General features: G+C 72.4%; 26 protein-coding genes and 2 tRNA genes. 18 read left to right on the top strand and 10 right to left on the bottom strand.

From position 1 onward, the window contains the following. Positions 1 to 385: 385 nt before the first annotated feature. Positions 386 to 1,606, bottom strand: coding sequence for a GNAT family N-acetyltransferase (locus tag OC439_RS29635; protein WP_262016301.1), 1,221 nt, complete (start codon positions 1,604 to 1,606; stop codon positions 386 to 388). A gap of 98 nt (positions 1,607 to 1,704) precedes the next feature. Here OC439_RS29635 and OC439_RS29630 point away from each other — a divergent pair, with 98 nt between their 5' ends. After that, complete coding sequence (locus OC439_RS29630; RefSeq protein WP_262016300.1) at positions 1,705 to 2,244, top strand: hypothetical protein; 540 nt, start codon at positions 1,705 to 1,707, stop codon at positions 2,242 to 2,244. Positions 2,245 to 2,298: 54 nt separating this feature from the next. Here the strand turns inward: OC439_RS29630 and OC439_RS29625 are convergent, their stop codons facing one another. Continuing rightward, a complete protein-coding gene (locus tag OC439_RS29625) occupies positions 2,299 to 2,760 on the bottom strand; it encodes a hypothetical protein (RefSeq protein WP_262016299.1) in 462 nt (153 codons plus the stop codon). Between the two features lie 329 nt (positions 2,761 to 3,089). Between OC439_RS29625 and OC439_RS29620 the strand changes: the two genes are divergently transcribed. Further along, entirely contained in the window at positions 3,090 to 4,970 is a 1,881-nt protein-coding gene (locus OC439_RS29620; protein ID WP_262016298.1) for a propionyl-CoA synthetase, read from the top strand. A gap of 76 nt (positions 4,971 to 5,046) precedes the next feature. On the opposite strand, the gene OC439_RS29615 is transcribed toward OC439_RS29620, so the two are convergent. Beyond that, positions 5,047 to 7,170: a M14 family zinc carboxypeptidase gene (locus tag OC439_RS29615; RefSeq protein WP_262016297.1), complete on the bottom strand. Its 2,124-nt coding sequence runs from the start codon at positions 7,168 to 7,170 to the stop codon at positions 5,047 to 5,049. A 77-nt stretch (positions 7,171 to 7,247) separates the two neighbouring features. Further along, positions 7,248 to 10,163, bottom strand: a complete 2,916-nt coding sequence (locus tag OC439_RS29610; protein ID WP_262016296.1) for a hsp70 family protein — start codon at positions 10,161 to 10,163, stop codon at positions 7,248 to 7,250. 129 nt (positions 10,164 to 10,292) lie between these two features. Between OC439_RS29610 and OC439_RS29605 the strand changes: the two genes are divergently transcribed. The 5 genes from OC439_RS29605 to OC439_RS29585 all read left to right on the top strand — a co-directional run bounded on the left by OC439_RS29605 (position 10,293) and on the right by OC439_RS29585 (position 13,702). After that, positions 10,293 to 10,940, top strand: a complete 648-nt coding sequence (locus tag OC439_RS29605; RefSeq protein WP_262016295.1) for an MOSC domain-containing protein — start codon at positions 10,293 to 10,295, stop codon at positions 10,938 to 10,940. Positions 10,941 to 10,969: 29 nt separating this feature from the next. After that, positions 10,970 to 12,001, top strand: coding sequence for a questin oxidase family protein (locus OC439_RS29600; protein WP_262016294.1), 1,032 nt, complete (start codon positions 10,970 to 10,972; stop codon positions 11,999 to 12,001). Positions 12,002 to 12,038: 37 nt separating this feature from the next. Further along, positions 12,039 to 12,464 (top strand): nucleoside deaminase, encoded by a 426-nt coding sequence (locus OC439_RS29595; protein WP_262016293.1) that lies wholly within the window; start codon positions 12,039 to 12,041, stop codon positions 12,462 to 12,464. A gap of 144 nt (positions 12,465 to 12,608) precedes the next feature. Then, on the top strand, positions 12,609 to 12,848 hold the full coding sequence (locus OC439_RS29590; RefSeq protein WP_262016292.1) for a YrhB family protein: 240 nt from the start codon (positions 12,609 to 12,611) through the stop codon (positions 12,846 to 12,848). Between the two features lie 83 nt (positions 12,849 to 12,931). Continuing rightward, complete coding sequence (locus tag OC439_RS29585; RefSeq protein ID WP_262016291.1) at positions 12,932 to 13,702, top strand: hypothetical protein; 771 nt, start codon at positions 12,932 to 12,934, stop codon at positions 13,700 to 13,702. Here OC439_RS29585 and OC439_RS29580 read toward each other — a convergent pair whose 3' ends face one another. After that, positions 13,703 to 14,158, bottom strand: coding sequence for a hypothetical protein (locus OC439_RS29580; protein WP_262016290.1), 456 nt, complete (start codon positions 14,156 to 14,158; stop codon positions 13,703 to 13,705). Positions 14,159 to 14,230: 72 nt separating this feature from the next. Between OC439_RS29580 and OC439_RS29575 the strand changes: the two genes are divergently transcribed. Continuing rightward, a complete protein-coding gene (locus tag OC439_RS29575; protein ID WP_315985959.1) occupies positions 14,231 to 14,944 on the top strand; it encodes a contact-dependent growth inhibition system immunity protein in 714 nt (237 codons plus the stop codon). Here OC439_RS29575 and OC439_RS29570 read toward each other — a convergent pair. Beyond that, positions 14,853 to 15,464, bottom strand: coding sequence for a hypothetical protein (locus OC439_RS29570; RefSeq protein WP_262016289.1), 612 nt, complete (start codon positions 15,462 to 15,464; stop codon positions 14,853 to 14,855). The genes OC439_RS29575 and OC439_RS29570 overlap by 92 nt on opposite strands. 65 nt (positions 15,465 to 15,529) lie before the next feature. Here OC439_RS29570 and OC439_RS29565 point away from each other — a divergent pair, with 65 nt between their 5' ends. Together OC439_RS29565 and OC439_RS29560 are read left to right on the top strand one after the other, a co-directional pair. After that, complete coding sequence (locus OC439_RS29565) at positions 15,530 to 15,976, top strand: SRPBCC family protein (protein WP_262016288.1); 447 nt, start codon at positions 15,530 to 15,532, stop codon at positions 15,974 to 15,976. Between the two features lie 40 nt (positions 15,977 to 16,016). Continuing rightward, positions 16,017 to 16,991, top strand: coding sequence for an alpha/beta hydrolase family protein (locus tag OC439_RS29560; protein ID WP_262016287.1), 975 nt, complete (start codon positions 16,017 to 16,019; stop codon positions 16,989 to 16,991). Between the two features lie 19 nt (positions 16,992 to 17,010). Here the strand turns inward: OC439_RS29560 and OC439_RS29555 are convergent, their stop codons facing one another. Beyond that, a complete protein-coding gene (locus tag OC439_RS29555) occupies positions 17,011 to 17,664 on the bottom strand; it encodes a Type 1 glutamine amidotransferase-like domain-containing protein (protein ID WP_262016286.1) in 654 nt (217 codons plus the stop codon). Between the two features lie 63 nt (positions 17,665 to 17,727). On the opposite strand from OC439_RS29555, the gene OC439_RS29550 reads away from it, so the two are divergent. Then, positions 17,728 to 18,183, top strand: a complete 456-nt coding sequence (locus OC439_RS29550) for a hypothetical protein (RefSeq protein ID WP_262016285.1) — start codon at positions 17,728 to 17,730, stop codon at positions 18,181 to 18,183. Between the two features lie 91 nt (positions 18,184 to 18,274). Here the strand turns inward: OC439_RS29550 and OC439_RS29545 are convergent. Further along, a tRNA-Gly gene (locus OC439_RS29545) sits at positions 18,275 to 18,348 on the bottom strand. A 284-nt stretch (positions 18,349 to 18,632) separates the two neighbouring features. Between OC439_RS29545 and OC439_RS29540 the strand changes: the two genes are divergently transcribed. The 5 genes from OC439_RS29540 (at position 18,633) to clpX (ending at position 23,216) form a co-directional block, all read left to right on the top strand. Continuing rightward, a tRNA-Pro gene (locus tag OC439_RS29540) sits at positions 18,633 to 18,706 on the top strand. Between the two features lie 149 nt (positions 18,707 to 18,855). Further along, complete coding sequence (tig, locus tag OC439_RS29535; RefSeq protein WP_181726551.1) at positions 18,856 to 20,202, top strand: trigger factor; 1,347 nt, start codon at positions 18,856 to 18,858, stop codon at positions 20,200 to 20,202. A 175-nt stretch (positions 20,203 to 20,377) separates the two neighbouring features. After that, positions 20,378 to 21,019, top strand: coding sequence for an ATP-dependent Clp protease proteolytic subunit (locus tag OC439_RS29530; protein WP_018786886.1), 642 nt, complete (start codon positions 20,378 to 20,380; stop codon positions 21,017 to 21,019). A 14-nt stretch (positions 21,020 to 21,033) separates the two neighbouring features. Next, positions 21,034 to 21,696 (top strand): ATP-dependent Clp protease proteolytic subunit, encoded by a 663-nt coding sequence (locus tag OC439_RS29525; protein WP_013288034.1) that lies wholly within the window; start codon positions 21,034 to 21,036, stop codon positions 21,694 to 21,696. Between the two features lie 227 nt (positions 21,697 to 21,923). Continuing rightward, positions 21,924 to 23,216 (top strand): ATP-dependent Clp protease ATP-binding subunit ClpX, encoded by a 1,293-nt coding sequence (clpX, locus tag OC439_RS29520; RefSeq protein WP_091423211.1) that lies wholly within the window; start codon positions 21,924 to 21,926, stop codon positions 23,214 to 23,216. 24 nt (positions 23,217 to 23,240) lie between these two features. On the opposite strand, the gene OC439_RS29515 is transcribed toward clpX, so the two are convergent. Next, entirely contained in the window at positions 23,241 to 23,864 is a 624-nt protein-coding gene (locus OC439_RS29515; protein WP_262016284.1) for a helix-turn-helix domain-containing protein, read from the bottom strand. A 41-nt stretch (positions 23,865 to 23,905) separates the two neighbouring features. Between OC439_RS29515 and OC439_RS29510 the strand changes: the two genes are divergently transcribed. After that, on the top strand, positions 23,906 to 24,739 hold the full coding sequence (locus OC439_RS29510) for a DMT family transporter (RefSeq protein WP_262016283.1): 834 nt from the start codon (positions 23,906 to 23,908) through the stop codon (positions 24,737 to 24,739). 39 nt (positions 24,740 to 24,778) lie between these two features. Continuing rightward, a complete protein-coding gene (locus OC439_RS29505; RefSeq protein WP_194803424.1) occupies positions 24,779 to 25,576 on the top strand; it encodes a carbon-nitrogen hydrolase family protein in 798 nt (265 codons plus the stop codon). A 7-nt stretch (positions 25,577 to 25,583) separates the two neighbouring features. Here the strand turns inward: OC439_RS29505 and OC439_RS29500 are convergent, their stop codons facing one another. After that, on the bottom strand, positions 25,584 to 25,805 hold the full coding sequence (locus OC439_RS29500; RefSeq protein ID WP_013288029.1) for a hypothetical protein: 222 nt from the start codon (positions 25,803 to 25,805) through the stop codon (positions 25,584 to 25,586). Positions 25,806 to 26,337 lie beyond the last annotated feature (532 nt).

Raw genomic sequence — 26,337 nt, 5'->3', positions numbered from 1 at the left:
TTGTGGCGCCCGGAGTGCCCGGTCAGCGAGGTATGTGAGGTGCCACAACTCCAAGGTCGACGAGGCGCGCGCCGACGAGTCCCCCGACGGGCGTGCGCGCCGGGAACGACGAGGCGGTCCCGCCGGCCCTGCTCCCGCCCGCACGCCCGTGCCCCCGGCCCCCGGCCCCCGCCCCCGCCCCCGGCCCCCGCCCCCGCCCCCGCGCGATCATGAAGTTAGCCGGAACAAATCGGACGATCCGCGCCGCTAACTTCATGATCGCGAGGGCCAGCCGGGCCAGCCGGGCCAGCCGGGCCAGCCGGGCCAGCCGGGCCAGCCGGGCTACGCCGGGCTGGGCTGGGGTGGGCGGGGAGGGGTGCGGGGCGGGGTGCGGGCGGGCGGGCGGTCAGAAGACCTCCATGGGGGAGGGGGCGCGGTACCAGGTGAAGGCGGGCGTCAACGCGGTCAGCGTGTCCGGGATCAGCTCCTGGACGCGGCCGGCGGCGGCCAGCGCGTACGGGTTCGCGCCGCCGAGGTACAGCTCACCGAGAGCGCGTACGTCACACGCCAGCCCGGCCGGTGCGGTGGTGGGCGTGCACTCCGCCCCGTCGCGGCCGCCGACCAGCCGCCAGCGGCCGGTGTTCTCCTTCAGCAGCTCGTCGGTGACCTCGATCACCACGTCCACGTCGGTGGCGTAGCGCCGGGCGGCCAGCGCGGCCGGCACGTCCACCACCCGCACCCAGAGCGCGTCGGCGAGATGCGGGGAGAGCTGGCGGGGCTCGTCCACCAGCCGCAGCAGCGGCTCGTCCAGGGCCGCGATTCCGAACGACAGCCGGCGGGTCAGGTCGACCGAGAGCAGCAGCCGCCACAGCGCCGTGTACGCCTCCGGCGTCGCCGCCACCACCTCGCCGACCTGCACCTCGGCCTGCGGCCCGACGGCCGTCGAGCTGTCCTTCGTCCGGTACAGCGCGTACCCGTCGAGACCGTCGGCGCCCTCGTGCAGCAGCACCCGGCGCTCGGTGGCGCCGCCCCGGTGCGCCTTGAGGTCAGCCAGCACGTACGACCACCAGCGCTCGTCCCGCCGGGACCAGCCGGGCCGGCCGGCGCGGACCTGCTCGTACAGCCGGGCCAGCTCGTCCCGGTGCGCGTCCGGACGGTCCAGTCGCAGCCTGCCCTCGCCGGGCGCCGGGGCGGGCAGGCGCAGGCCGGTGGTGTCGACGGACAGCATGTAGCGCGGGGCCGCCGACCCGTAGCCGAACCGGGGGTAGATGCGGCCCTCGCTGGCCCAGAGCACCGCGATCGGTTCCCGGCCGGCTTCGCGGACCTCCTGCAGCTGGCGGCGCATCAGCGTGGTGAGCAGGCCGCGTCGCCGGTGAGTCGGCGCCACCGCGACCATCGTCACGTGCGCGGCCGGCACGTCCGCGCCGGGAACAGCGAGACGGCGGCTGAACGCGGCGGCGTGCGCGACTGCCGTCCCGCCGTCGCGGACCAGTAACGACCGGTCCGGCTCGAAGATCGGGCGTTCGAGCGCCTGCACGTCGGGGTCGAGATCGCCGTGGAAGGCCAGCGCCAGCAGCGCCGCGATGTCGTCGAAGTCCTCGGCCCGGGATACCAGCACGTCAGTCACGGCACGTGTGTATCGCACCGCGATGGGGGTCGGCACCCTATTTGCGGGCTGGCTACCCTCGGAACCGAGGCCGGAATCGGTCGAGGGGGAGGACGAAGATGGCGGACCAGACACAGCCGTGGGCCGAGCGCACCGTGGAGGTGCCGCCCCAGCCGGGGGTGGTGCCCCCGCAGCGGGACGCGTTCCAGCGCGGGGTGGCGGCGGTCGGCCGGCCGCGCGCCTCGGGTACGCCCCGCACCGAGCAGTTCCCCACGGTCGAGCACGGCGACTGGGCGGCCGAGCAGGCGCCCCGCCGGCCGATGAGCTGGCATCTCGCCCAGGCGCGAAAGGGCGGGGAGCTGAGCGCCGCCGGTGCGCTGTTCGCATTCGTGTGCTGGGGCATCTGGGCGATCTCCGGCCGGGGCAACCTGGTCGCTCCGCTGCTCACGTTCGTGCTCAGCCTGCTCACCGCGGTCGGCCTGTTCGCGCTGGCCCGGCTGCTCGGCCGGTTGATCCTGGAACGGCAGCTCGGCCGGGTGCGCCGCAGCGCCCGGGGCGCCCACCTGCTCACCGCGTTGTTCCTGGCCGGCGTGGGGGTGGCGTACCTCCAGCAGACCGAGTGGGTGGTCTCCGCCTGGAACTGGGTGACCGGCAACTGAGCCGACAGGTCGTCCGTCCGGTACGCGCCGGACGGACGACCCGGGGTGTCGGCGTCAGAAGGTGGTCGGCGCGCCGGCCGTCTTGCAGGCGGCGTTGATGTCCTTGCTGGCCTTCTCCATGGCGGGGTTGTCGGCGGCGGTGCCCGGGTCGGCGGCCGAGCCCGCCTTGCCGGCCTCCGCGCCGAACTCCTTCAGGGCGGTGGCCGCCTTGCCGTCGCCGGCGGTCCCGGCGAGCTCTGTCACCCGGTCACCGAGTTCGGTGAGGATCGCGCCGGTCTGCTTCGTCAGGTCGCCGCCCGACTGCACGGCGGTCATGAGCTTCGCCCGCATGTCCTTGTTGATCTTCTCTGCGGCGGTGCAGAGTTCCTTGTCGCTCATCGCGGCCGCCGACGGCGAGGGGGCAGCCGAGGAGGGGGCGGCGGAGGCCGAGGTGGCCGCCGGCCCGGCCGTGGTCGCGGGCTTCTCGTCGCCGCACGCGGCGAGCCCCAGCACGGCGCAGGTCAGAAGGATCGGCAAGATCCGATTGGTTTTCACGCCTGCGCACGCTAGTCGACAGCCGTGATCGATCAAACTCGGTTTGCCCGGGTCGGCCCCGGGATGCGCGGGCGGGCGGCATTCGCGCCGCCCGCCCGCGTGCCCGGCCGCGGTACGCCGCGACACCGGTCGTCTCTCCACCAGGACCGTGTTGCCTTACCCCGCCCCGCGGGCTTCATCCGTCGCCCGTTGGGCTGAGCGGTCACCGCCCACCGCCGCGAGCGGCCGTTCAGCGAGCCGGGACGTGCTTCCGGCGCACCGGACCCGTCCGGCCGTCGTGCCGGCGCGGCGCCGGGGCGCAGCATGGCGGTATGGGCGCGTATCGATCAGCGTACGAGCGGAGCATCGCCGACCCGGCCGGCTTCTGGCGGGACGCGGCGGCCGACATCGACTGGGTCATCCCGCCGGAACGCATCCTCGACGAGGAGGCGGCGCCGCTGTACCGCTGGTTCCCCGACGGGGTGCTGAACACCTGCCACAACGCGCTGGACCGGCACGTCGCCGCCGGGCGTGGCGAGCAGCCCGCGTTGATCCACGACAGCCCGGTGACCGGCACGGTCCGCACGCTCACCTACGCCGAACTGCTCGCCGAGACGGCCCGGTTCGCCGGTGCGCTGCGCCGGCTCGGCGTCGGCCGGGGCGACCGGGTACTGCTCTACCTGGCGATGGTCCCGGAGGCGGTGATCGCCATGTTGGCCTGCGCCCGGATCGGCGCGGTGCACTCGGTGGTCTTCGGCGGCTTCGCCGCGCACGAGCTGGCCGTCCGGATCGACGACGCGCGGCCGAAGGTGGTGGTGGCCACCTCCTGCGGCATCGAGGCCGACCGGGTGGTGCCGTACCACCCGATCCTGGCCGCCGCGCTGGACGAGGCCGCGCACGCGCCGGAGCGCTGCGTGGTGGTGCAGCGCCCGCAGGAACCGGCCCCGCTGGTGCCGGGCCGCGACCTGACCTGGGCCGAGGTGATGGCGGACGCGGAACCGGTGCCGTGCGAGCCGGTGGCCGCCACCGACCCGCTCTACGTCCTCTACACCTCCGGCACCACCGGCCGGCCCAAGGGCGTGGTGCGGGACAACGGCGGGCACGCGGTGGCGTTGCGCTGGTCGATGCGCAACGTCTACGGCATCGAGCCGGGCGAGGTCTTCTGGGCCGCCTCCGACGTGGGCTGGGTGGTCGGCCACTCCTACATCGTGTACGCGCCGCTGCTCACCGGCGCGACGACGGTGCTCTACGAGGGCAAGCCGGTCGGCACCCCCGACGCCGGCGCGTTCTGGCGGGTCGCCGCCGAGCACCGGGTGGCGGCCCTGTTCACCGCGCCCACCGCGATCCGGGCGATCCGCCGGCAGGACCCCGACGGCAGCCACATCGAGCGGTACGACCTGAGTGCGCTGCGTACCCTCTTCCTCGCCGGTGAGCGCCTGGACCCGGACACCTGGGCCTGGGCGGGGGAGCGGCTCGGCGTACCGGTGGTCGACAACTGGTGGCAGACGGAGACCGGCTGGCCGGTGGCGGCCAACCCGCGCGGCCTGGAGCCGCTGCCGATCAAGCCGGGGTCGCCGTCGGTGCCGGTGCCCGGCTACGACGTGCGCGTGGTCGACGGCGCGGGCCGGGACGTGCCGCCCGGCACGGACGGCTCGATCGTGATCCGGCTGCCGCTGCCGCCCGGCTGCCTGCCCACGCTCTGGGGCGACGACGAGCGGTTCGTCCGCTCCTACCTGTCCACGTTCCCGGGTCACTACCTGACCGGCGACGGCGGCCGGTTCGACGAGGACGGCTACCTGTACGTGATGGGCCGCACCGACGACGTCATAAACGTGGCCGGGCACCGCCTGTCCACCGGCGCGATGGAGGAGGTCCTGGCGACGCACCCGGCGGTGGCCGAGTGCGCGGTGATCGGCGTGGCGGACGCGCTCAAGGGGCAGGTGCCCAGCGGGTACGTGGTGCTCAAGGCCGGCGCCGACGTGGACCCGGACGCGCTCGCCGCCGAGCTGGTCGCACTGGTCCGGCAGCGGATCGGCCCGGTGGCCGCGTTCCGCCGGGTGACAGTGGTGCCGGCGCTGCCCAAGACGCGCTCCGGGAAGATCCTGCGGCGCACCATGCGGGGCCTGGTGGAGGGGCGCGACGAGCCGGTCCCGGCGACCATCGACGACCCGGGCGCGCTCGCCGTCTTCCGCGACCTCGGCACCACCGACTGAGACGGCCGGGCCGACCCGCCCCGGACGAGCTGACGCGGTCCCCGGCCGGACTCGACCGGCCGGGGACCGCTTGCGGTCAGCGCCGGACCGGGTTGTCGGCGGCGTAGTCGCGGGCGACGCGGACCAGTTCCACCAGGCCGCCGGCGTACTCCTGCGCCTCGGCGTGCGCCTCGTCGAACGGCGGCTGGAAGCCGACCCCCTCCCACTGACCGGTGGCCTCGTTCCACCTGTCGTTTCCGACCTCGAAGTCCCAGGCGAAGATGCCCAGCTCGTAGTAGAGCTGGTCGGCCGAGTTGCCGGCCGCCGAGTAGAGCACGTCGGCGACCGGGCCGGTCTGCGACGGCCAGGTGACGGTGCCGCGCTCGGCCGCGATGGCGCCGACGATGCGCCGGGCGCTGCCCAGGAACAGCGTCGACTCGTCGATCGACGGGCGCGGCAGCGTCACCCGCCCGTCGGCCTTGTACGCCCCGGGCGGCCACATGAAGTAGCCGCCGTACGAGTGCACGTTCATCGCGAACTTGATGTTCGGGTGGGCCTTGGCCAGGTCGATCACGTTGCGGCTCTCCGGCTCGGACAGCTCCGCCGTGCCCGCGTAGTTGCCGGACAGGCAGTTCGCGCTGGCGCCCACGTATCCGTCGAACAGGGAGCCGACCGTGTAGTTGCGGTTGACGTCGACGCCCCACATGGTGCGGTACTTCGGGTCACGGGAGGCGCCGCTGCAGTGGTTGACCAGGTTCTTGCGCTGGAAGTTGTAGTCGTTGAAGGAGTAGTTCGCGCCGTCCGGGTTCACCGTCGGGATGACGAACACGTCCACCTGCTCCAGCAGCTTGCGGGTCGCCGCGTCGGTACGCGCGTTCGCCAGCAGCCGCTCGGCGAACTCCAGCGTGACGAGCGGGGTGGCCCACTCACGGGCGTGCTCCTGCGAGTACGCCAGCACACCGATCCGGGAGCCGTCGCGGTGCTTGCCGATGCGCAGCGCCTGCACGGTCCACGGCCGGGCCGGCACCTCGGTGCCCTGCAACCCGTCGTCGAGACGTACCGGCCCGGCCACCGGCATCGGCAGCCCGGCCGAGCCGTCCTCCACAGTGGCCCGGAAGCGGGCACCGCGCGGCGCGTTGATCAGGGCGGCGACGTCGTCGGTGGTGCTGGTGACCTTGCCCGCGCGGTCGGTGGCCAGCGAGATGGTGAGCACCCGGTCCCGGTAACGCATGCTCAGTGGCCGGTTCGGCCGGCCCGGGTCGACGGTGCGTACCTGCACGCCGTTCATGCCCTGGTCGCCGAAGCGGACCGACTCCACCACCACTGCGGCGGCCGCCGGGTCGCCCAGGTAGGCGGCGGCGTTCCGCCGGTAGCCCTGGGTCTTGTTCGGCAGGTCGATCACGTCGACCAGGTCGCGGTACTGGCGGCCGAGCCGGGCGATGCGCGCCTTGATGTCCACCGGCGTCAGGTAGGCGTCGATGAAGTCCTTCTGGTAGCCGGCCGGCTGCGGCGGCGGGGTCGCGTTCGGCCAGAGCGACGGTGTCACCGGCCGGCTCGTGCCGCCCAGCGTGGAGGTGGCGGTGAGCTGCACCGGCCGGCTCGGCACCGGCTGCGGAAGCGCGTAGTGGTACTGGTACTCGCCCGAGTCCTCGAAGCGGTACAGCGGGAACGAGCCGGTGGCGCCGTCGGCGGTCCGCCAGGTGACGGTGATCTCGACGTCCGGGTCGTCGGTGGCGGTGGTGGCGACCTGGGCCTGGAGGAACGTCCGGCCGCCGGTGGTCCACCAGTACGCCTGGAGGAACTGGAGCGTGTCGACAGTGGTGGCGGCGCCGCTCGCGCGCAGCCCGGCGCGGGTGCTCTCCTGTGCGGCGCGGCGGCTCTCGGCCAGGTGCCGGGTCCCGTCGTCGGCGCGCTGCACCACCTGCAGGGCGGTGGCCCCCTGCCGGGTGAGGTCGGTGAGCTGCCGTCCGGTGAGGACCAGGTCGGCGATCCACTCGCCGTCGCGGGAGCGGGGGCGGTTGGCCAGGTCGGCGCCGCCGGCGACCAGGCGGTCGAGCTGCGCCCGGTCGGCCAGTCGGACGCGGACCAGCGCGGTCTCGGCGGGGGCGAGCGTGATCGTGGGGGCGGATGGTGCGGCGGCGCCCGGCCCGGGATGGGCCAGCGCCGCGGCGATCAGGATGCTGGTGGTGGCGAGTGCGGTCCACCGTCGTCGGACGAACACGGGGCCTCCTGACGAACGTCGATCTCTCTGCCGTTCACACCAGCCGAGACATCGATCACTGTCAAGCTCAGTTCCGGTCAGCCGGCGATCCGGTACAACCGGAACTCCTTCTCCGCGCCGCACACCAGCATCTCCGTGTTCCACGAGCAGGACTCGCTGCGGATCTGCTTGAGCTGCCCCATCTCGACCGGCTTGCCGTCCACCGCCGTCCCGGCGAGGACGCGGTCGTCCTCGTACGCGCTCGGCGCCTCGGAGAAGATCAGCAGGTTGCCGGCGTTCAGCCGGACCGCCGTCCCGTCCCGGTCGCGCAGCACCGGAGTGCCGTCCGGCGCGAACAGCGTCACCGCGTCCGGCGAATCCCGCCCGGCCAGCACGTGCTCACCGACCGGCACCAGCGACTCGGCGCGCGGCGCCCGCCACTGCCGGGTGCCCTCGCCCTCGGTCGCCGCCACCACCCGGGTGTCGTCGGCGCCGCTGCCGGGCGTCTCCAGCAGGCACACGCGACGCTCTCCGCAGGTGACGAGATCCTTCACCCGGCCGCCCTGCTCCGGCGCCTCGTACAGCACGCTGGGCGTGCCGAGACCGCCCAGGTCGTAGGCGAGCAGCCGCAGGCCGCGCTCGTTCTCCGCCACGTACAGCCGGTCGTCGCGGGCGGCCACCGGATCGTCGAGCCCGGCGACGTTGCCCCGATCCTTGAGGACCTTGCCGGTGCGCATGTCCAGCACCCGGACCGACCGGTCCGCGCCGACCTGGACGAGCCGGTCCGCCTTCCCCGCCCACGGGGCGAGCGGCGAGCCCTCGGCGTTGCCGGGCCCGTCCAGTGCCGCGCCGGTGCCGACCGGGACCACCTTCGTGCGCGCGTCGCCGTACTCGGTGCGCGGGTTGGGCCGTTCCCACCGCTGCCCGCCGTCGCTCAGCCGCAGCCCGATCAGGCGTTCGCCGGTGCGGTCCAGCCGGACGATCGTGTCCGGCCCGAGGTACAGGGTGTCGTCGCGGCCGACGTCGGTCCGCCAGCGCTGGTCCCCGGAGTCCTCGTCGAGCACCGCGAGCACGCGGGGGGTGTCGCTTCCGGTGGCGTCGCCGAGGACGAGCAGCCCGTCGGGCAGTGTCCGGATCCCCGCCCACCGCTGCGCGGTCGCGTCGGTCCGCTTCTCCCAGACCGTCCTGCCGGTGGCCGCCTCGACGGCGCTCACGTGGAGGTGCCCGTCGGGCAGCGAACGGGCCAGGTAGGCGCGTTCCCCGAGCGTCGCGGTGAACATCTGGTCCGGCCGCGTGTCACCGGCGGCCACCGTCTTCACCAGTTCGGCGGTGTGGAAGTCCAGCGCCGGATGCCGGTCCCGGAACACCCAGAGCAGCACCGACGCCGCCACGGCGACGACCAAGAGACCCGCGCCGAGCGCGATCCACCGGCCGCGCCGGGGCCGGCCGCCGCCGGGCCGGACACCGTTCGGCGCGGGGGAGAAAGGCGCCCCGGGTACGCCGGGCTGCCAGCCGCCGGGCGGGGGAGCGGACGGTCCGGGTACGCCGTAGCCGGCGGGGTGGGGCGGAACCGGCCCGTGGGCGGCCGGCATGTGGTCGTACCTCGTGGGCTGGGGCGGAACCGGGCCCGGCGTGCCGTCGTACCTCGTGGCGGCGGTCTGCGGGACGGGGCCGTCGGCGACCAGCGTGCCGTGCGGTCCGGCGGACGCCGCGTCCGGACCGCCGAGCGGCGCGGTCGGGTTCGTCCTCGTCGCACCGGCGGGGGCCGTGGCGGCGGTCTCGCCCGTGGCCGGCGCGGGCCGTGTCGATTCGGGTTGCGTCGGCGCGGGTGGTGCCGGCGCGGCCTGGACCGGCACGCCGGGACGGCCGGACCGCCGGGGCAGCGGCAGGTCGGTGAGCGCGCCCTCGGCGACCGGCATCTCCGGCTGCTCCAGCACCGTCGGCGCGATGCCCAGCTCGGCGTGCAGCAGCCGGGCCACCAGCGGCACCCGGGTCGACCCGCCGACCAGGAACAGACCGGAGAGCTGCTCCGGGCGCAGCCCGGCGGCGGCGGTCACCTCGCGGGTCTCCGTCACCGCCCGGGCCAGCAGCGGCGCGGCCAGGCGTTCGAAGTCCTCCCGGGACAGCGGCACCGCCGCCTCCACCCCCGGTACGGCCACCGGCGCGACCATCGCCCGGGACAGCATCTCCTTCGCGCCGCGCACGTTGTCCCACAACTGCTGGCGGGCCCGCCGCTCGGCGGTGGTCGCCGGATCGGTCAGCCGGGCCCACTCGCCCGGATGGGCCGGGCCGACCAGTTCGCCGAGCCGTCCGAGCAGGGCCGCGTCCAGGTCGAGGCCGCCGAGGTCGGGGATCCCACCGGTGGCGACCAGCTGGAAGCCGGAGTCGCCCCACGGGTCGGCGCCCTCGTTGCGCAGCACCGCCACGTCGAGCGTGCCGCCGCCGAAGTCGAACACCGCCACCGAACCGCCCACCGGCACCGGCCGGCGCAGCACCTGCGTGAAGTAGCGCGCCGCGGCCACCGGCTCCCGCAGCAGACGGGTGCCGGGCGCGATCGGCCCGGCAAGCGTGTGCTCGGCCGCGGCCGGCCAGCCGGCGAGTTCCAGCGCGTCGTGCAGCACCTGACGGCGGGCCGGCGTCCAGGCCGCCGGGTGGGTGACCACCGCCGGGGGCAGCATCCCGACCGCCGCCACCGCCGCGTCCGCGACCGCGCGCAGCGTCGCGGCCAGCAGCTCCGCCGGCCGGTACGCCCGTCCGCCCAGCTCCACCGTCTCCTCGTCGACCCGGCGCTTCGGGTTCGGCTCGTAGGCGGCCGGGTCGGCCTGGGCCAGGCGCTGCGCGTCCCGCCCGACGTGCAGGTGACCCTCCGCGTCGGCGTAGACGCCGGACGGCAGGATCGGGTGGCCGTCGACGAGCACCGGCCGGGTCCGCCCGTCCGGCCAGCGCAGCACCGCCACCGTGTTCGAGGTGCCGAGGTCCACGCCGAGGGCGAAACCGTCCTGTTGGCCTGCCATCCGCGGCTACCTCCACCACCCGACGAGGATGTCCGGCCCGCATCGTACGCAGCCCACGCTGCCCCGCTTCCCACCCGGCCCGGCGGAATGGGGTGGCCGGTGGGACCGTGGCCGAATACCGTCGCGGTCATGAAGGTGATCTCCGTCAACGTGGGCCGACCGCAACCGAACCCGTGGAAGGGGATCGGCGCCACCGGCATCGACAAGCGCCCAGTCGACGGCCGGGTCGCCGTCACCGCGCCCGGCCCCAAGGGCACCGGCGCGGTCGGGCTCGCCGGTGACCGCGTCTACGACGTGGCCCACCACGGCGGCACCGACCAGGCGGTCTACGCGTACGCCCGGGAGGATCTGGACCACTGGGAGGCCGAGCTGGGCCGCCCGCTCGCCGACGGCAGCTTCGGCGAGAACCTGACCACCAGCGGGCTGGACGTCAACGGCGCGCTGATCGGCGAGCGGTGGCGGATCGGTCCGGACCTGGTGCTGGAGGTCTCCTGCCCGCGCATCCCCTGCGGCACGTTCCAGGGGTGGCTGGGCGAACAGGGCTGGATCAAGCGGTTCACCGAGCAGGTACGGCCCGGGGCGTACCTGCGGGTGGTCACGCCGGGCAGCGTCGGCGCCGGAGACCCGGTCGAGGTCGTGCACCGGCCCGACCACGACGTGACGGTGGCGCTGGTGTTCCGGGCCGTCACGCTGGAGACGGACCTGCTGCCCCGGCTGCTGGTCGCCGACGCGCTCCCCGAGGAGGACATGGCGCGGATCCGCCGCCGCTTGACCTGAACCGCACTTCAGGTCGGACGCTTCCCGGTGTGCTGAACTCCGTACTCGACGAGGCGTACGAGCGCGTACGCCACACCGGTCCCGAGCGTGACGGGTGGCTGTCCAACCACGTGCCGATGGCCGCGGAGGCCCTGGTGCGTCACGGCCACGGGCGGGCGGTGCACCGCTGGATCGACGCGTACGCCGGCCGGCTGGAGGAACGCCCGCGCGGCATCCGGCGCATCGTCGCCGAGGAGTGGCGTGACCCGCTCGGCGACCCGGTGCGTACCGGCGACTGGCTCGACCTCTTCGACCGCGAGCTGGCCGGCGCGCCGTGGCGCGACGTGCTCGCTCGCTGGTGGCCGCGCCTGCTGCCGGGCATCGCCGCCGGGGCCACCCACGGCGTCATCCGGGTCGGCCACGCCGTGCGCGCGCTGCTCGACGCCGAGACCGCACCGCGCGTGACCGAACTCGGCCAGGGGCTCGCCTACTGGGCCGCCCGCTGGCAGCCGCTCGCCCGGCCCGGCGCCGGGCCGTACCCCGGAACCGACGCCCGGTCCGCGCTCGACGCCGTGCCCCGCGTACCCGATCAGCGGTTCGGCATCCGGTCCCGCCTGGCGCAGCTGGCCGACCTGGACCGGTGGCCGGCCGCCGCGGCGGCCGTGCCCGGCGACGCCGCCGCCGACGTGCCCACCCGCCTCGCCGCCGTCGTCGACGCCGCCGTGGTGCGGCACGGCACGCACGGGTACGCCGCCCCGGTCATGCTCGTGCACGCGGCGACCGCGCCGAACGCCGTCCTGCGTACCCTGCCGGCCCTGCCGCCGGCGCTGTGGCAGCCGAGCCTGGCCGCCGCCTGGGCGGCGACCGCCGCCGTCACCGCCGCCTACGCCCCGGCCGGGGCCCGTGCCCTCCCGCCGGCCGCCGGGCCGGAACTCGACGAGGCCATGGCGCGGGCGCTGGACACCGGGGACGCGCACGCGATCAAATTCATCGACACCCTGAGCGACGCGTACGCCCGCAGCGCCGACCCGGCCCTGCGCGCCGTGGCCGCCCGATCCGTCGAGCAGATCGCCGCCGACTGACGGCCTCGGCTCGGTACCGCCGACACGTGGAGGGCTGATGACACCCGACGACGAGGCGTTCCTGCGCCGTGCCGTGGAACTCGCCGACCGGGCGGGCGCGTCCGGCGAGCGGCCGTTCGCGTCGCTGCTCGTCGGCGCCGACGGCACCGTGCTGATCGAGGACCACAACACTGTGGTCTCCGACCGGGACGTCACCGCCCACCCGGAGCTGAAGCTGGCCCGCTGGGCCGCCCGTCAGCTCGCCCCCGAGGCGGCGGTCGCGACCACCATGTACACCAGCTGCCAGCCCTGCCCGATGTGCACTGTGGCGATCAACGCATCAGGCCTCGGCCGGGTCGTGTACGCGTTGTCCACCGAGCAGTTCGAGCAGGTCAAGCCCGCGACGCCCGCGACGCGTCCGGTGCGGTACGACGGGCCGGCGCTGTTCGACGAGGCGCGGCGGCCGATCGAGGACCACTACTAGGCGCATCGGTACGTCGCTCCCGACCCTGGTTGACAGCCTTCCGTCGGGTGCCGACACTCGCTGTCCCGGCATCTGACACCGGTCACGGCGGAGCGCGGGCGGAGATGGTCGTGTCGGAGGCCGAGATGTGGCGGTGGTAGGACCGTGATCACACTGGATCCCGCGCGGCGGATCGCCGAGGAGTTCCTGGACACCGAGATCCGATACCGCTTCAGCCATCCGGTCGTCATCGTGGACTACGCCGTGGAGGAACGCGACGACGTGTACGTGTTCCCCTACGACGGGAAGGCGTATGTCGAATCCGGCGACTGGCGCCAGGCGATGGCCGGTAACGCTCCCGTCGTGGTGGACAGGCGAACCGGCGAGGCCCGCTTCTCCGACTGAGCGCCGAGATCGCCTCCGCTGCGGGGCGCCGCGTGTGGCGTGCGACGCCTACGCTGTGCCGCACGGCGACAGGGGGTGGGCCGGTGGGGCGTCGGCTGGGGTACGTCGCGATGGCGCTGCTCGGCGCGCTGCTGTTCGGCACGGCCGGCCTGGCCGTCGGGTCCTGGTACGGCGGCCGGGGCGCCCTATCGCTGAGCCCTGAGGCAGCTCGGAGCACGGCCGGCGAACTGCTCCCCGGTGTCGAGCCGAGCGGCTCGACGACCGTGCGCGGCTACCGGTACGGCGTCTTCCTGGCCGCCGACGACCTCGGCGGAAACCGGGCCGAGTTCCAGTACGGCGACGGCCCCGACTGCACGTTGTCGGAGCGGATGCGGGGTGCCGCCGAGACGGGCGGGTGGCGGGAACTCCGTCGGGTGCCGGGAGCATCGTGCGACGGCTGGCGGGCCGAGCGAGACGGTATGACGGTCACCCTCACGCATCCGGCATACGGGTCGAGGCTGAGCATCACGCAGAGCGCTCCCGGAGGGTTCCGCGTCGCCACCATCACCGGCACCCTGCTCGGCGTCGCCGCCGGTGCGGCGCTGTTCTGGGCGGCGGCGCGGAGTCGCCGGCCCGTACCCCTGGTGGTCGGCACGCTGGTGACCGTCGGCCTGTTCCCGGCAGCCGTCGTCACCTGGGCGGACCTGGCCGTGCACCGGCTCGCCGAGCCGGTGTGGCCCGTCTGGCGCGGGCTCGCTCCGGTGCTGGTGCCGTTCTGGCTGGTGCTCCCTCTGATCGGCGTGATCGTCCTCGCGAGGCGACCGGATCCGGCAGTGCCCGCCACCGACGCGGTCGCGGCTGGCCGTGCCGGCTGATCAGTGGACGCACAACTCGTCGTACGGCACGCAGTCCCACAGGGTGTTCGCACGCTCGCGGACGACCGCGAACACCGGCCGGGACAGCACGACGTCGCCCGCCCGCTGGACGCGCATGACGATCCCCAGGTCGTCGGAGGCCGGATCGCCTTCCGGGGCGTACTGCGGCGCGATGCCGCGCGCCAGCACGTAGCTCAGGAACTGCTCCTCCAGCCGGGACGGCACGCGTCCGACCAGGCTGATCCCGTCCAGCGTCACCTGTGGGCCGTACCGCGCATCGACGACTACGCAGAACAGGCCCTCTGACCTGCCGAAATAAGCCGTGACCGCCGTGGCGTGGGCAGCGACGCCCGCGTTGCGGAACTCCGCCTTCGTCGGCCGGTCGAAGTCGCGGTGTGCGACGGAAACCGATGCGGCGAACCCGGGCAGCGCCTCGGCGGCCTCGTCGTGGCTCATTCCGAACCGCAGAGGTCCCACGCCGGCTCCCGGCGTGTACGTCCACTGCTCCCGCTCGGCCTCGGTCAGGACATGCCAGGGGTTCGTCATGAAACAGGCGCTTCCATCTCGTTCGTGGCCGCGGGGTTCGTGCTCGGCCCGGCTCGCCACCAGCGGGTGCCGATGGGTCTTCGGTTGTTCGTCCATTCTCCGGACGCGTTGCGCCGAAGCCCGGAAGCGGTCCGGGAAGTGGAGGACAGCCGCGGGACGCGGGCTAGCCTGACCGCCGTGACAACGATCGAGCAGTTGGAACGGGACGTCTGGCCGGACCCCGGCCGGGAGGCCACGTCTCTCGTGAGGCGCTGCTCGGAGCTACGACGCAAGCCGCTGGCCGAGTTCACCGTGGAAGACCTGCGCATCATGCTCGGGCAGGGGAGCGGCGTGTCGGCGCTGCTGCCTCTCGCGGTACAGGTCCTGCTCCGCGATCCGTTGGCCGAGGGCGACTACTACCCGGGTGACCTGCTCGCCAACGTGCTGCGGCTACCCGACTCGGCGTGGTCGGGCCTGCGAACGGAACGGGAGCGGCTGCGGTCGGTTCTGGCGGAGCTCGTCGCCGGTCGCCCGTCCTCCGACGCCGGTCCGGACCCTCGTGACCCGGACCAGTGTCTTCGCGGCGCCATCAGGCAGTTTCTCGGCGATGAGAGCGGAGTTCCAGCTAGTGGGTACGCCAGTCCATGGCGTCGAGCAGGACCTCTACCAGGGCCGACCGATTCGCGGCGCCGATCTCGTCCAGCGCCCGGTGCATGACGTTCCCGGCGTCCTCGGGCAGTTCCTGCGGACCGAGCATCGGCAGCATCAGGATGAGCCGCTGCGCCCAGGTCAGCCGCTCGTCCGGCAGTGCCGCCGCGGCGAGCAGTTCCGCCCAGGTCATCGCGGACGTGAACCCGTGGCCCTCGACCGAGGCGACAACCTTCGCCGGCCGCCCCGGCCGGTCCTCCACGAAGTCGAGTCCCGCCTCGTCCTCCAGGTTGCGGTAGACGATCCGAAGCCACACCTCTCCGTCGAGCCGCACCGAGACCGCCGGCCAGCGCTCCGGGTCGTTGAGGACGTCACACATCGCGTCGTAGTCGGCGGCCTGCACTCCGAAGGCGGCCTCCGACTCCCGGTGGGCGCCGAGCGGTCCGGACAGGAAGTGCAACCAGAAGGCGGGGTATCCGACCACGCCGTCTGCCGCATGGACGGTCGCGTCGCACTCGACGTCGTAGCCGGGCGGGGACATGGTGGTATAGCCGGGGATCGTGAAGGCGGGTCCGAGGGCCGGCGACATGGCCCGGATTCAACACGACACCGGACCGAGACCGTACGCCCAGCAGAGGACAGACATTGCAGCCGATGACATTCAGCCACACGATCTCCGCACCGCCGGAGAAGGTGTGGCGGTGCCTCGCCGACGTCGCGCGGTATCCGGCGTTGCTGACCAAGGTCGACGCGACTGAGCTGCTCCACAGCCAGGCGTTCGGAACGGGCACGAGCTGGCGGGAGACCCGCAGGCCGTACGGCTGGCCGGTCACCGTGGAACTCCGCGTGACCGACTGCCGGCCCCCGTTCCGCTACGTCGTCGAGTGCTTCGCGGGCGGGCACAGTGTGACCGAGTACCGGCTGGTTCCCGGTGCCGCGGCTGGCACCACCGACCTCCAGCTCACCTACACCTTGACCGGTGGCTCACCGATCCATCGGATCAGCCGGGTCATCGCCCGTCGACGGTTCCTCACCTGCATCAGGGAGAACAACGTCCAGGACCTGCTCGACATCGAGCGAGCATGCGGGGCCGATGCCTGAGGACGCGGGCGGGTGGCAGGAGCCTCGTACGGTCGACGGGGTGTTGTTCGAACCGGTGACCGCGGAGTTCTCGTTCCTCGACGACGGGAACGAACTGGTCGGGAACTTCGTGCGGCCGCCCTGGCCGGGGCCGTACCCGGCGGTGGTCTTCGTCGAGGGTTCCGGGCCGGGCGGTCGCGATCAGGGGGCGTGGCAGACGAGGCTGGCCGCAGCCGGCTTCGCGAGTCTCGCCTACGACAAGCCCGGTTCCGGTGCGTCGACGGGTGACTGGACCCGTCAGACCATGGCCGACCGCGCCGCCGAGACCGTGGCCGCGGTCCGGGCCGTGCGGAGCCGCGAGGACGTGCTGTCCGGCGCGGTCGCGCTGATCGGCGGCAGCCAGGGCGGCTGGGTGGCTCACCTCGCTGCGGCAGCGGACCACCGGATCGCGGCGGTGGTGACGGTGTCGGGGCCGGGCGTGAGCGTACGGGACCAGGAGGAGTACCGGCTCCGCCACCAACTCGCTGCGGAGGGCTTCGGCGGCGCGGACATCCAGCAGGCGCTTCTCCTGCTACGCGACCAGATCCGGCGGGTCCAGTCGGGCGACGACCCGGCGCGCGTGCACGCCGCGCAGGCGCACTGGCACGGCGCTCCCTGGTATCCGATGCTCGCCGGGACGACACCCGAGTCCATCGCGTTCATCGCGGGCATCGCGGACTACGACCCCGCCCCGGCACTGGCGGCTCTGCGCTGCCCGCTGCTGGCGATCTTCGGCGCGGACGACCTGCTCGTGCCGGTGGAGGCGAGCGTGCGCGCCATCAGCGGCACCCTCGACGGCGCACGCCACGCCGATCACACGACTGTGGTCTTCCCCGGTGCCGACCACAGCATCCGCGTCTACACGGGGGAAGGGCCCGCGCAGGTCAGGGAGGGGCGCTACACCCCTGCCGAGCGGGCGCCGGGCTTCGACGAACTCGTCGTCACCTGGCTGCAGCGCCGCCTGCCGGCGACCGACCCGGGGTACGCGGCGCGCTGATCGCGGCATGGGCGGGTGCTCACGCGGGGAACCACCTCCACTGCCCCTCGGAGACGACCTCGACGGCGCCGTCGGTCACCTTGATGGCCGTCTGGTCGTCGATCGCGTACGCCGGACCGGCGATCTCGGCCGCCCACTTCTCGGCAGACGCCATGGTGTTGTCCGGTTCGAGGCCCAGGTGCGGGAAGATCGAGAAGTCGACGAGCCCGAGCGTGCGGTCGTCGGGTGCGGACTGCCACTCGACGAATTCCGTACCGATCCGGGGGGTGAGCACCATGCTGCCGGCGCTCAGCCCGACCCAGACGGTGTCCCGCAGCGACGGCAGGAGGTCCGCCAGCCCGGACTGCCGCATCCAGTGGCACAGGTACGTCGCGTCGCCGCCGTGCACGAGCAGGACGTCGGCCTCCCGGACCCAGGGGACCCAGTGCTCCTGGCCGATGCTGGGTAGCGCTGACAGTTCGAGTACGCCCAGCGACCTCCAGCCGAGACCGCTCATGGGCAGCGGCGTCTGACCGGTGATGAAGCGCCAGGCCGAGGCCGGTCCGCCCATCGGGTACGCCGCAGTGGGGATGCAGAGGGCGCTGGATTCGGCGATCGGCTTGCCCAGCAGGTCGATCAGCGCATCGTTGATGCTCGGGTTCTGGACGCCTGCGGATGTGAGGAGAAGTTTCACGCTTGCCTCCTGCGCGTAGCGGTCATGATGCTCTGCCCGGTGTCCGGAGATCGGTGCACAGGAATGCTGACCGGACGCGGTAACGAAACTCATCGCTTCGTGATCGGCGCTGTGCTCGGCGGTGTCGGTGTGAGCGAGCTGCGAGTCTCGCGGGACGAGCGGGAGCGGAATGCCTCGGTCGCGCTCGTGGCCCTGCCTCAAGACAGAGTCAGCGGGGGTTCGGGTACGGAAGCCCTGGGCGTCACCCAGCTGGACGGGCAGTTGGCAGTGGTCAACGCCGGTCCCGCGCCGATCACTGTCGGTACGGCTGTCGGTCAACGACCGGGCATCCAGGTCCGTGACACCGGCCAGTCGAGGCTGCTACGACCTGGCGGTACCGGCTGGATCGATGTCGAGGTGCGCGTCGAGTGCGCTAGTTCCACCGCGTTCGAGAGCGAGCCGTTGTCGATACGGTTCTCGGTCGAGACCGCCGACCGGCAGGCCAGAGAGGTCAGCCACCCCATCGCCGGGGCGGGCTGACATCGCCGGTGAAGGGCGCAAGATCGAAAATGGGGGAGGAATGTGATGGCCCAGGTGCCGCGATCATGCGGTCTGCCTGGGCCTTCGTTGGTGGAGCGGGCGACGGGAATCGAACCCGCACCGTCAGTTTGGAAGACTGAAGCTCTGCCATTGAGCTACGCCCGCGAGCGCCCCACCACAGCAGGGCGCGCCGACAGCGTACCCAATGAACCACGGCCACCGCGCAGCGCGTACCCGGAGGTTCCCGCCGACCTTCAAGATCCACGCCACTTCGGCGAGGTGGCGCCATCCCGGGCCCTCGGACCCAGCCACTTCCCCGAACTGGCGCCTGGCGCCGCCCAGCCGCCCGCCCGGCGGCGCCCGGCCGCGCCCGGCCGCGCCCGGCGGCCGCCGCGCCGTGCCCCGTCACCCGCGCGGGTGGCCGGACGGCATACACTCTTCGTCGCCACCGGGGTGTGGCGCAGCTTGGTAGCGCACTCGCTTTGGGAGCGAGGGGCCGTGGGTTCAAATCCCGCCACCCCGACTGTCGTTCGCGACCGGATCGTCCCGGGAACCGCCGGTTTTTTCCGCGCGGTGCCCGGGCCCTGCCGATGCCGTCGGCCGGCTCGCCTACACTCGATGCGCGCAATCACGCCCCAGAACCAACACCCAGATCCGTCAAGGAGTACGCCTGTGAAGAGCACCGTCGAGACTCTGAGCCCGACGCGCGTGCGGCTCGCCATCGAGGTGCCGTTCGTCGAGCTCGAGCCGAGCCTCAAGAAGGCGTACCGGGAGATCGGCCAGCAGGTCCAGGTTCCCGGCTTCCGCCGGGGCAAGGTCCCCAGCGCGGTGATCGACCAGCGGGTGGGCCGGGGGACCGTCCTCAACGAGGCGATCCAGGAGGCCATCCCGCAGAACATCCTCGCCGCGGTCCGGGAGCACGACCTGAAGACGCTCGGCCGTCCCGAGGTCGACATCACGGAGTTCAACGACGGCGACTCGCTCAACTTCACCGCCGAGGTGGACGTCCGGCCGGAGATCACCCTGCCGGACCCGGCCACCATCGAGGTGACCGTCGACGAGATCCAGATCGCCGACAGCGAGATCGACGAGCAGATCAACAGCCTGCGCGAGCGGTTCGCCACGCTGAAGACCGTCGAGCGGGCCGCCCAGGAGGGCGACTTCGTGCAGATCGACCTGAACGCCACTGTCGACGGCGAGGAGGTCCCGGGCGGTTCGGCGAGCAACATCTCGCACGAGGTGGGCAGCAAGCAGCTCCTGCCGGGTCTGGACGAGGCGCTGGTCGGCCTGGCCGCCGGCGACAGCACCACCTTCACCACGCAGCTCGTCGGCGGCGACTACGCCGGCCGCGACGCCGACGTGGCGGTGACCGTCCGCACGGTCAAGGAGAAGGAGCTCCCCGAGCTCAACGACGACTTCGCGCAGATGGCCAGCGAGTTCGACACCATCGACGAGCTGCGCGGCGACCTGCGGGAGCGGGTCACCCGGGGCAAGCAGGTCGAGCAGATCTACGCCGCCCGTGACAAGGCCCTGGAGCAGATGGTGGCCGCCGCCGAGGTGCCGGCGCCCGAGGGCGTCGTCAAGGAGGAGGTCGAGAGCCGCAAGGCCGCGATGGTCGACCAGCTCGAGCGCATCGGCGCCTCCCTGGAGGAGTACCTCGCGGCGGAGGAGAAGACCGAGGAGCAGATCGACACCGAGCTGACCGAGGCGGCGACCGACGGCGTCAAGATCCAGCTCCTGCTCGACACGCTGGCCGATGCCGAGGACGTGCAGGTCTCCGACGACGAGTTCGGTCACGAGATCGTGCACCGGGCGCAGCGCGCCGGCATGGCCCCGCAGCAGTACTACGACCAGCTGGTCCGCTCCGGCGCCGCCGCGGCCGTCTTCGGCGACGTCCGCCGGGGCAAGGCGCTCGCCGCGGTGATGGAGAAGATCAAGATCAAGGACTCGGCGGGCAACGAGGTCTCCCTCGACGCGCTGCGGGCCCAGAACGAGGCCGAGCACGACCACCAGCACTGATCATCGGGGGTCTCGGCCGCCGTCCCGCGCTGCGCGCCGGGAGGCGGCCGAAACCCTTTCCGGGGTACGCCGTGCGGGTGACTGCGCTGAGAGCGAACAGTGCCCCGACCGGGAGTACGGCTCCCGGCTGAGCGGTTAGTGTCGGGTAGGACGGTACGGAGAGCGAAGGGCTGCCATGACCGACATGCACATCCCCAAGAAGTCGCTCCGGGTGAACGAGGCCCGCGGTGGCGACTCCATTGGCAACCTCGACGACTCGGTCTACAACCGGTTGCTCAAGGAACGGATCATCTTCCTGGGCAGTGAGGTGAACGACCAGGTGGCCAACCGCATCTGCGCGCAGCTCCTGCTGCTCGCCGCGGAGGACCCGGACCGCGACATCTTCCTCTGGATCAACTCGCCGGGTGGCTCGGTCTACTCCGGCATGGCGATCTACGACACCATGCAGTACATCGACAACGACGTCTCGACAGTGGCGATGGGCATGGCGGCCTCGATGGGCCAGCTTCTGCTCTGCGCGGGCACCAAGGGCAAGCGGTACGCCCTGCCGCACGCGCGGATCATGATGCACCAGCCCTCGGGCGGTCTCGGCGGCACCGCGTCGGACATCGCGATCCAGGCCGAGCAGATGCTCTACACCAAGCGGATGTTCCAGGAGCGGGTCGCGTTCCACACCGGCCAGAGCCAGGAGCAGATCGAGGCGGACTCGGACCGCGACCGCTGGTTCACCGCCCAGGAGGCCATGGACTACGGCTTCATCGACAAGGTGATCATCGGGGCCGCTCAGGTTCCGGATGGCGCCGGGACCCTGAGCTGAGCGAGGAGCTGACGATGACCGACCTGAGCCTGCCGCCCCAGTTCGCGGCCGTGCACAACCGCTATGTCCTGCCGTCGTTCGTCGAGCGCACGTCGTACGGGATGAAGGAGTCCAACCCGTACAACAAGCTCTTCGAGGACCGGATCATCTTCCTTGGCGTCCAGGTGGACGACGCGTCGGCGAACGACGTGATGGCCCAGCTGCTGACGCTGGAGGGCACCGACCCGGACCGCGACATCATCATGTACATCAACTCGCCCGGTGGCTCCTTCACGGCCATGACGGCGATCTACGACACCATGCAGTACGTCCGCCCGGACATCCAGACCGTCTGCCTCGGGCAGGCGGCGAGCGCGGCGGCGGTGCTGCTCTCCGCGGGCACCCCGGGCAAGCGGATGGCGCTGCCCAACTCCCGGATCATCATCCACCAGCCGGCCACCGAGGGCGGTTACGGCCAGGGCTCGGACATCGAGATCCAGGCGCGGGAGATCCTGCGGATGCGGACGCAGCTGGAGGACATGCTCTCCCGGCACTGCAACCGCCCGATCGAGCAGGTCCGCAAGGACATCGACCGTGACAAGATCATGACGGCCGAGGAGTCCAAGGAGTACGGGCTGGTCGACACGATCCTGACCAGCCGCAAGAAGGGTCTGCTGGCGTCGCACGCCGCGGGCTGAGCAACGTGTGGTCGGAGGTCGATCGGGGTATCGTTCCCGGTCGACCTCTGACACACCCGTTTTGGGGGTCGGAGAAAACCCGGCCACCGGGTAACGTCGGGTCTGTACCGCTCCGCCGGTCGGATCAGGTGGAGCCGACAGCATGGTGGGACGACAGGACGGACGGGCGCTCCGGCGCCCGCAGGTCAGGGCCGGCGTTCCGGCCGACGAGTGCAGGGAGAACGTAGGTGGCACGGATCGGTGACGGCGGCGACCTACTGAAATGCTCGTTCTGCGGCAAGTCGCAGAAGCAGGTCAAGAAGCTCATCGCGGGCCCTGGTGTCTACATCTGCGACGAGTGCATCGACCTCTGCAACGAGATCATCGAAGAGGAGCTGGCCGAGTCCGGCGAGGTGAAGTGGGAAGAGCTTCCCAAGCCGATGGAGATCTGCCAGTTCCTCGACAACTACGTCGTCGGTCAGGAGCAGGCCAAGAAGGCGCTCGCCGTCGCGGTCTACAACCACTACAAGCGGATCCAGGCCGAGGCCGCGGGTGCGCCGGGCTCCGGCACCGACGGCGTCGAGCTGGCAAAGTCGAACATCCTGCTGCTCGGCCCGACGGGCTGCGGCAAGACGCACCTGGCGCAGACGCTCGCCCGGATGCTCAACGTCCCGTTCGCGATCGCGGACGCCACCGCGCTCACCGAGGCGGGCTACGTCGGCGAGGACGTCGAGAACATCCTGCTGAAGCTGATCCAGGCCGCCGACTACGACATCAAGCGCGCCGAGACGGGCATCATCTACATCGACGAGGTCGACAAGATCGCCCGCAAGTCGGAGAACCCGTCGATCACCCGTGACGTCTCCGGCGAGGGCGTACAGCAGGCGCTGCTGAAGATGCTCGAGGGCACCGTCGCCAACGTGCCGCCGCAGGGCGGGCGTAAGCACCCGCACCAGGAGTTCATCCAGATCGACACCACGAACGTGCTGTTCATCTGCGGTGGCGCGTTCGCCGGGCTCGACCAGATCATCGAGGCCCGCACCGGCTCCGGCGGCACCGGCTTCGGCGCCCGGCTCCGGTCGGTGTCCGAGCGGTCGACCGACGACATCTTCAGCCAGGTCATGCCGGAGGACATGCTGAAGTTCGGGCTCATCCCCGAGTTCATCGGCCGGCTTCCGGTGATCACCAACGTGCGCAGCCTCGACCGTTCCGCGCTGGTGCGGATCCTCACCGAGCCGCGTAACGCGCTGGTCCGCCAGTACCAGCGCCTGTTCGAGCTGGACGGCGTCGAGCTGGAGTTCGAGCCGCCCGCGCTGGAGGCCATCGCCGACCAGGCCATGCTCCGCGGCACCGGAGCCCGCGGCCTGCGGGCGATCATGGAAGAGGTGCTCCTCTCCGTGATGTACGAGGTGCCGAGCAACCCCGACGCCGCCCGGGTGCTGATCACCCGCGAGGTCGTCCTGGAGAACGTCAACCCGACGATCGTGCCCCGCGAGTTCACCGGCCGGCGCCGGCGGGACCGCGAGGAGAAGTCGGCCTGACCGCCGTTCGCGACCGCGCCCGGGTCAGCTCGGGCGCGGTCCGCGTGAACGGGTCCGCCGGTCCCACTCGCCCGACGGGGTGACCACCACCATCATCAGGCGCACCGGCCCGTCACCGGCGGTGCGGTAGCCGTGTTCCCGGTCGGCGTGGAACTCGACCGTCTCGCCGGCGCGTACCTCGTGGTCGACACCGTCGACGGTGACCGTCGCGGCGCCGTCGAGCACGTGCAGGATCTCCCGGGTGCCGTGGGCGTGGTCGGAGGAGCGCAACGCCTCCCCGGGTTCCATCCGCCAGTCCCACAGCTCGACCAGGTCGGGTTCGCCGAGTCCGCTGAGCAGACGCGCCAGGCCGCCGCTCGGGCCGCGCCACAGCACCGGCGCCTCGTCCGCCGCGCTGACCCGTACCGTGCTCTGTTCCGCCGGCTCCAGCAGCCGGGCGATGCTGACGCCGAACGCGTCGGCGACCCGGCAGAGCGTGCCGATGCTCGGGTTGGTGCGTGCCCCCTCGATCTGCACCAGCATGCCCTTGCTGACCCCGGACCGGCCGGCCAGTTCCTCGAACGACCAGCCCCGCGCCGCTCGCAGCTCACGTACCTGGCGGGCGACGGCTGAGGTCACCGCGCCGACCCGTCCACCGGTATCGGTCATCACACTGTCCTTCATGGTCACTATTGTGGTACGACTGCGGGGTGCTCCCCATTGTCCTCGCCGCCGTGTCCGCGCTCGCCTTCGGCACCGCCGACTTCGCCGGCGGCAAGGCGTCCCGGCGCGCCGACCCGATCGCCGTGACCGTGGTGTCACAGATCCTCAGCGTTCCGCTGCTGCTCGTCCTCGTCCTCGTGGTGCCCGGCACGCCGAGCCCACTCGACCTGGGCTGGGGCCTGCTCGCCGGGGTAGCCGGCGCGGGCGGCGTCATGCTGCTCTACCGCGCGCTCGCCACCGGCGTGATGGCCGTCGTCGCGCCGGTCACCGCGATCACCGCGGCGATCGTGCCGATCGTCGCCGGCCTGGTCCTCGCGCACTCGCCGGGTGCTGTCGCGCTCGGCGGCGCCGCGTTCGCCGTGGTCGCCATCGGCCTGGTCAGCCTGGGCGAGCGCGGTGCGGCACGCCGCGTCTCCGGCCGCGTGATCGGCATGGCACTGGCCGCCGGGCTGCTCTTCGGCGTCTTCTTCGCGCTGCTCGGCCAGGCCGACGAGGCGGCCGGCATGTGGCCGGTTCTGGCGGTACGCGTCAGCTCGATCGCGTTCGGCCTCGCGCTCGCCGTCCGTACCGGCGCACGCCTGCGACTGGGACGGCGAGTCCTCGGCTGGGCCGCGACCGCCGGCCTGCTCGACTCCGCCGCCAACGCGCTGTTCCTCGCCGCCGCGGGCCGGGGGCACCTGAGCGTGGTGGCCGCCATCGCCTCGCTCTACCCGGCGAGCACCGTCCTGCTCGCGCTCGCCGTGGACCGGGAACGGCTCCGGCCGGCGCAGGTCGCAGGGCTCGGCTTCGCCGCGGCGGCGCTCGTCCTGTCCAGCGTCTGAGCCCTGTCGCGCGTCCGCTTCCGCCCGTACCCTCGGGTCATGCGCGTCGCCGTCTGCCAGCTCAACGCCCGCGACGACCGGGCGGCGAACCTCGCCGCCGCCGAGGCCCTGCTGGTCAGGGCCGCGGCGGCCGGCGCGGATCTCGCCCTCCTTCCGGAGTACGTCGACTACCTCGGTCACGCCGACCGGATGCCGCCGGCCGAGCCGGTCGACGGGACTGTGGGGCGGTTCTTCGCGGAGACCGCCCGCCGGCTGGGCATGTGGGTGATCGCCGGCTCGTTCCACGAGGCCGGTCCGGACCCGGCGCACACCTGGAACACCTCGCTGGTCTTCGACCGCGAGGGCGCGCTCGCCGCCACCTACCGCAAGATCCATCTGTACGACGTGGAGATCCCCGGCCGCGTCTCCTACCTCGAGTCGGCAACCGTCGCGCCGGGCGAGAAGCCCGTGGTGGTCGACGTCGAGGGTCTGCGGGTCGGTCTGTCCATCTGTTACGACCTGCGGTTCCCGGAGTTGTACCGGCAGCTCGCGACCGACGGCGGCGCCGAACTGCTCGTAGTGCCGGCGGCGTTCATGATGCACACCGGGCGGGACCACTGGGAGGTGCTGCTGCGCGCCCGGGCGATCGAGAACCAGTGCTTCGTGGCGGCGGCCGGACAGACAGGTGACCACGACCCGGGCCGGACCTGCTTCGGGCGCAGCATGGTGGTCGACCCGTGGGGGACCGTGCTGAGCCAGGTCGCCGACGGCCCCGGGCTGGCGGTCACCGAGATCGACCTGGAGCGCCTGCGGACGATCCGCGCCGAGCTGCCCAGCCTGGCCAACCGCCGGCTCTGACCCGAGGTCAGCCCCCGAAGAGCAGGCCCAGGGCGGCGATCCCGGCGATCGCCGCCGCAGTGACCAGGAGAGCGGTGGTCATCCGCGATGGGCCGCGCCGGGCCAGGCGCCTGATCGACAGCACCAGTACGGCGAGCACGACGGCCCCGATCACCAACTGCCAGAACGGCAGCAGGAGGCCGAGCAGAGCGTCCTCGGCGACGGCCGGGACCGGGGACGGATCATCCATGCCGACCACTCTGGCACGGCACCGCACCTTACGACCCCTTCGACCGCGGCTCGCCGCGGAAACGGCTGGCGTTCACCAAATGACGATCATTGATTTGCCTTCCGAGGCGGGTCCGCGTAACTTCCTCTCTGCACGCGGGAGGCCGGGCAAACCGGCCGAGAACGGGCGCCAGGCTGGTGGCGGTGACGCCGAGCCAGACTGAGATTCGGGCGGTGCACGGCACTCCGGGACACGGAGTTGCGAACGCGAAGCCGACCGGGTAGAGTTCGAAAGCCGGCAGGGAGCCGGGCGGGTGGTCGCGAGAGCGACGCCGGCCGGTCCGCCGAAACCCACGAGAGCAACGACCACCGGAAACGGTGAGCGTCAGCGTGGGTCTGGTCGAGCCAAGTTGATCACCTCGAACACGAGGTTGACGACGGAAGCAAGACCGAGTAGGTTGGAGAGGTTGCCCCAAACGGGGGTTCCGCTGGTAGCGGTGCTTCTGGTTGGTGTGTGGTTGTTCTTTGAGAACTCAACAGGGTGCTTGTAAAGC

The sequence above is a fragment of the Micromonospora sp. Mcm103 genome, assembly GCF_024519755.1.
Lineage (GTDB): Bacteria > Actinomycetota > Actinomycetes > Mycobacteriales > Micromonosporaceae > Micromonospora > Micromonospora aurantiaca.
The sequence above is the reverse complement of the archived record's forward strand: the minus strand, read 5'-3'. Positions and strand labels throughout refer to the sequence as shown.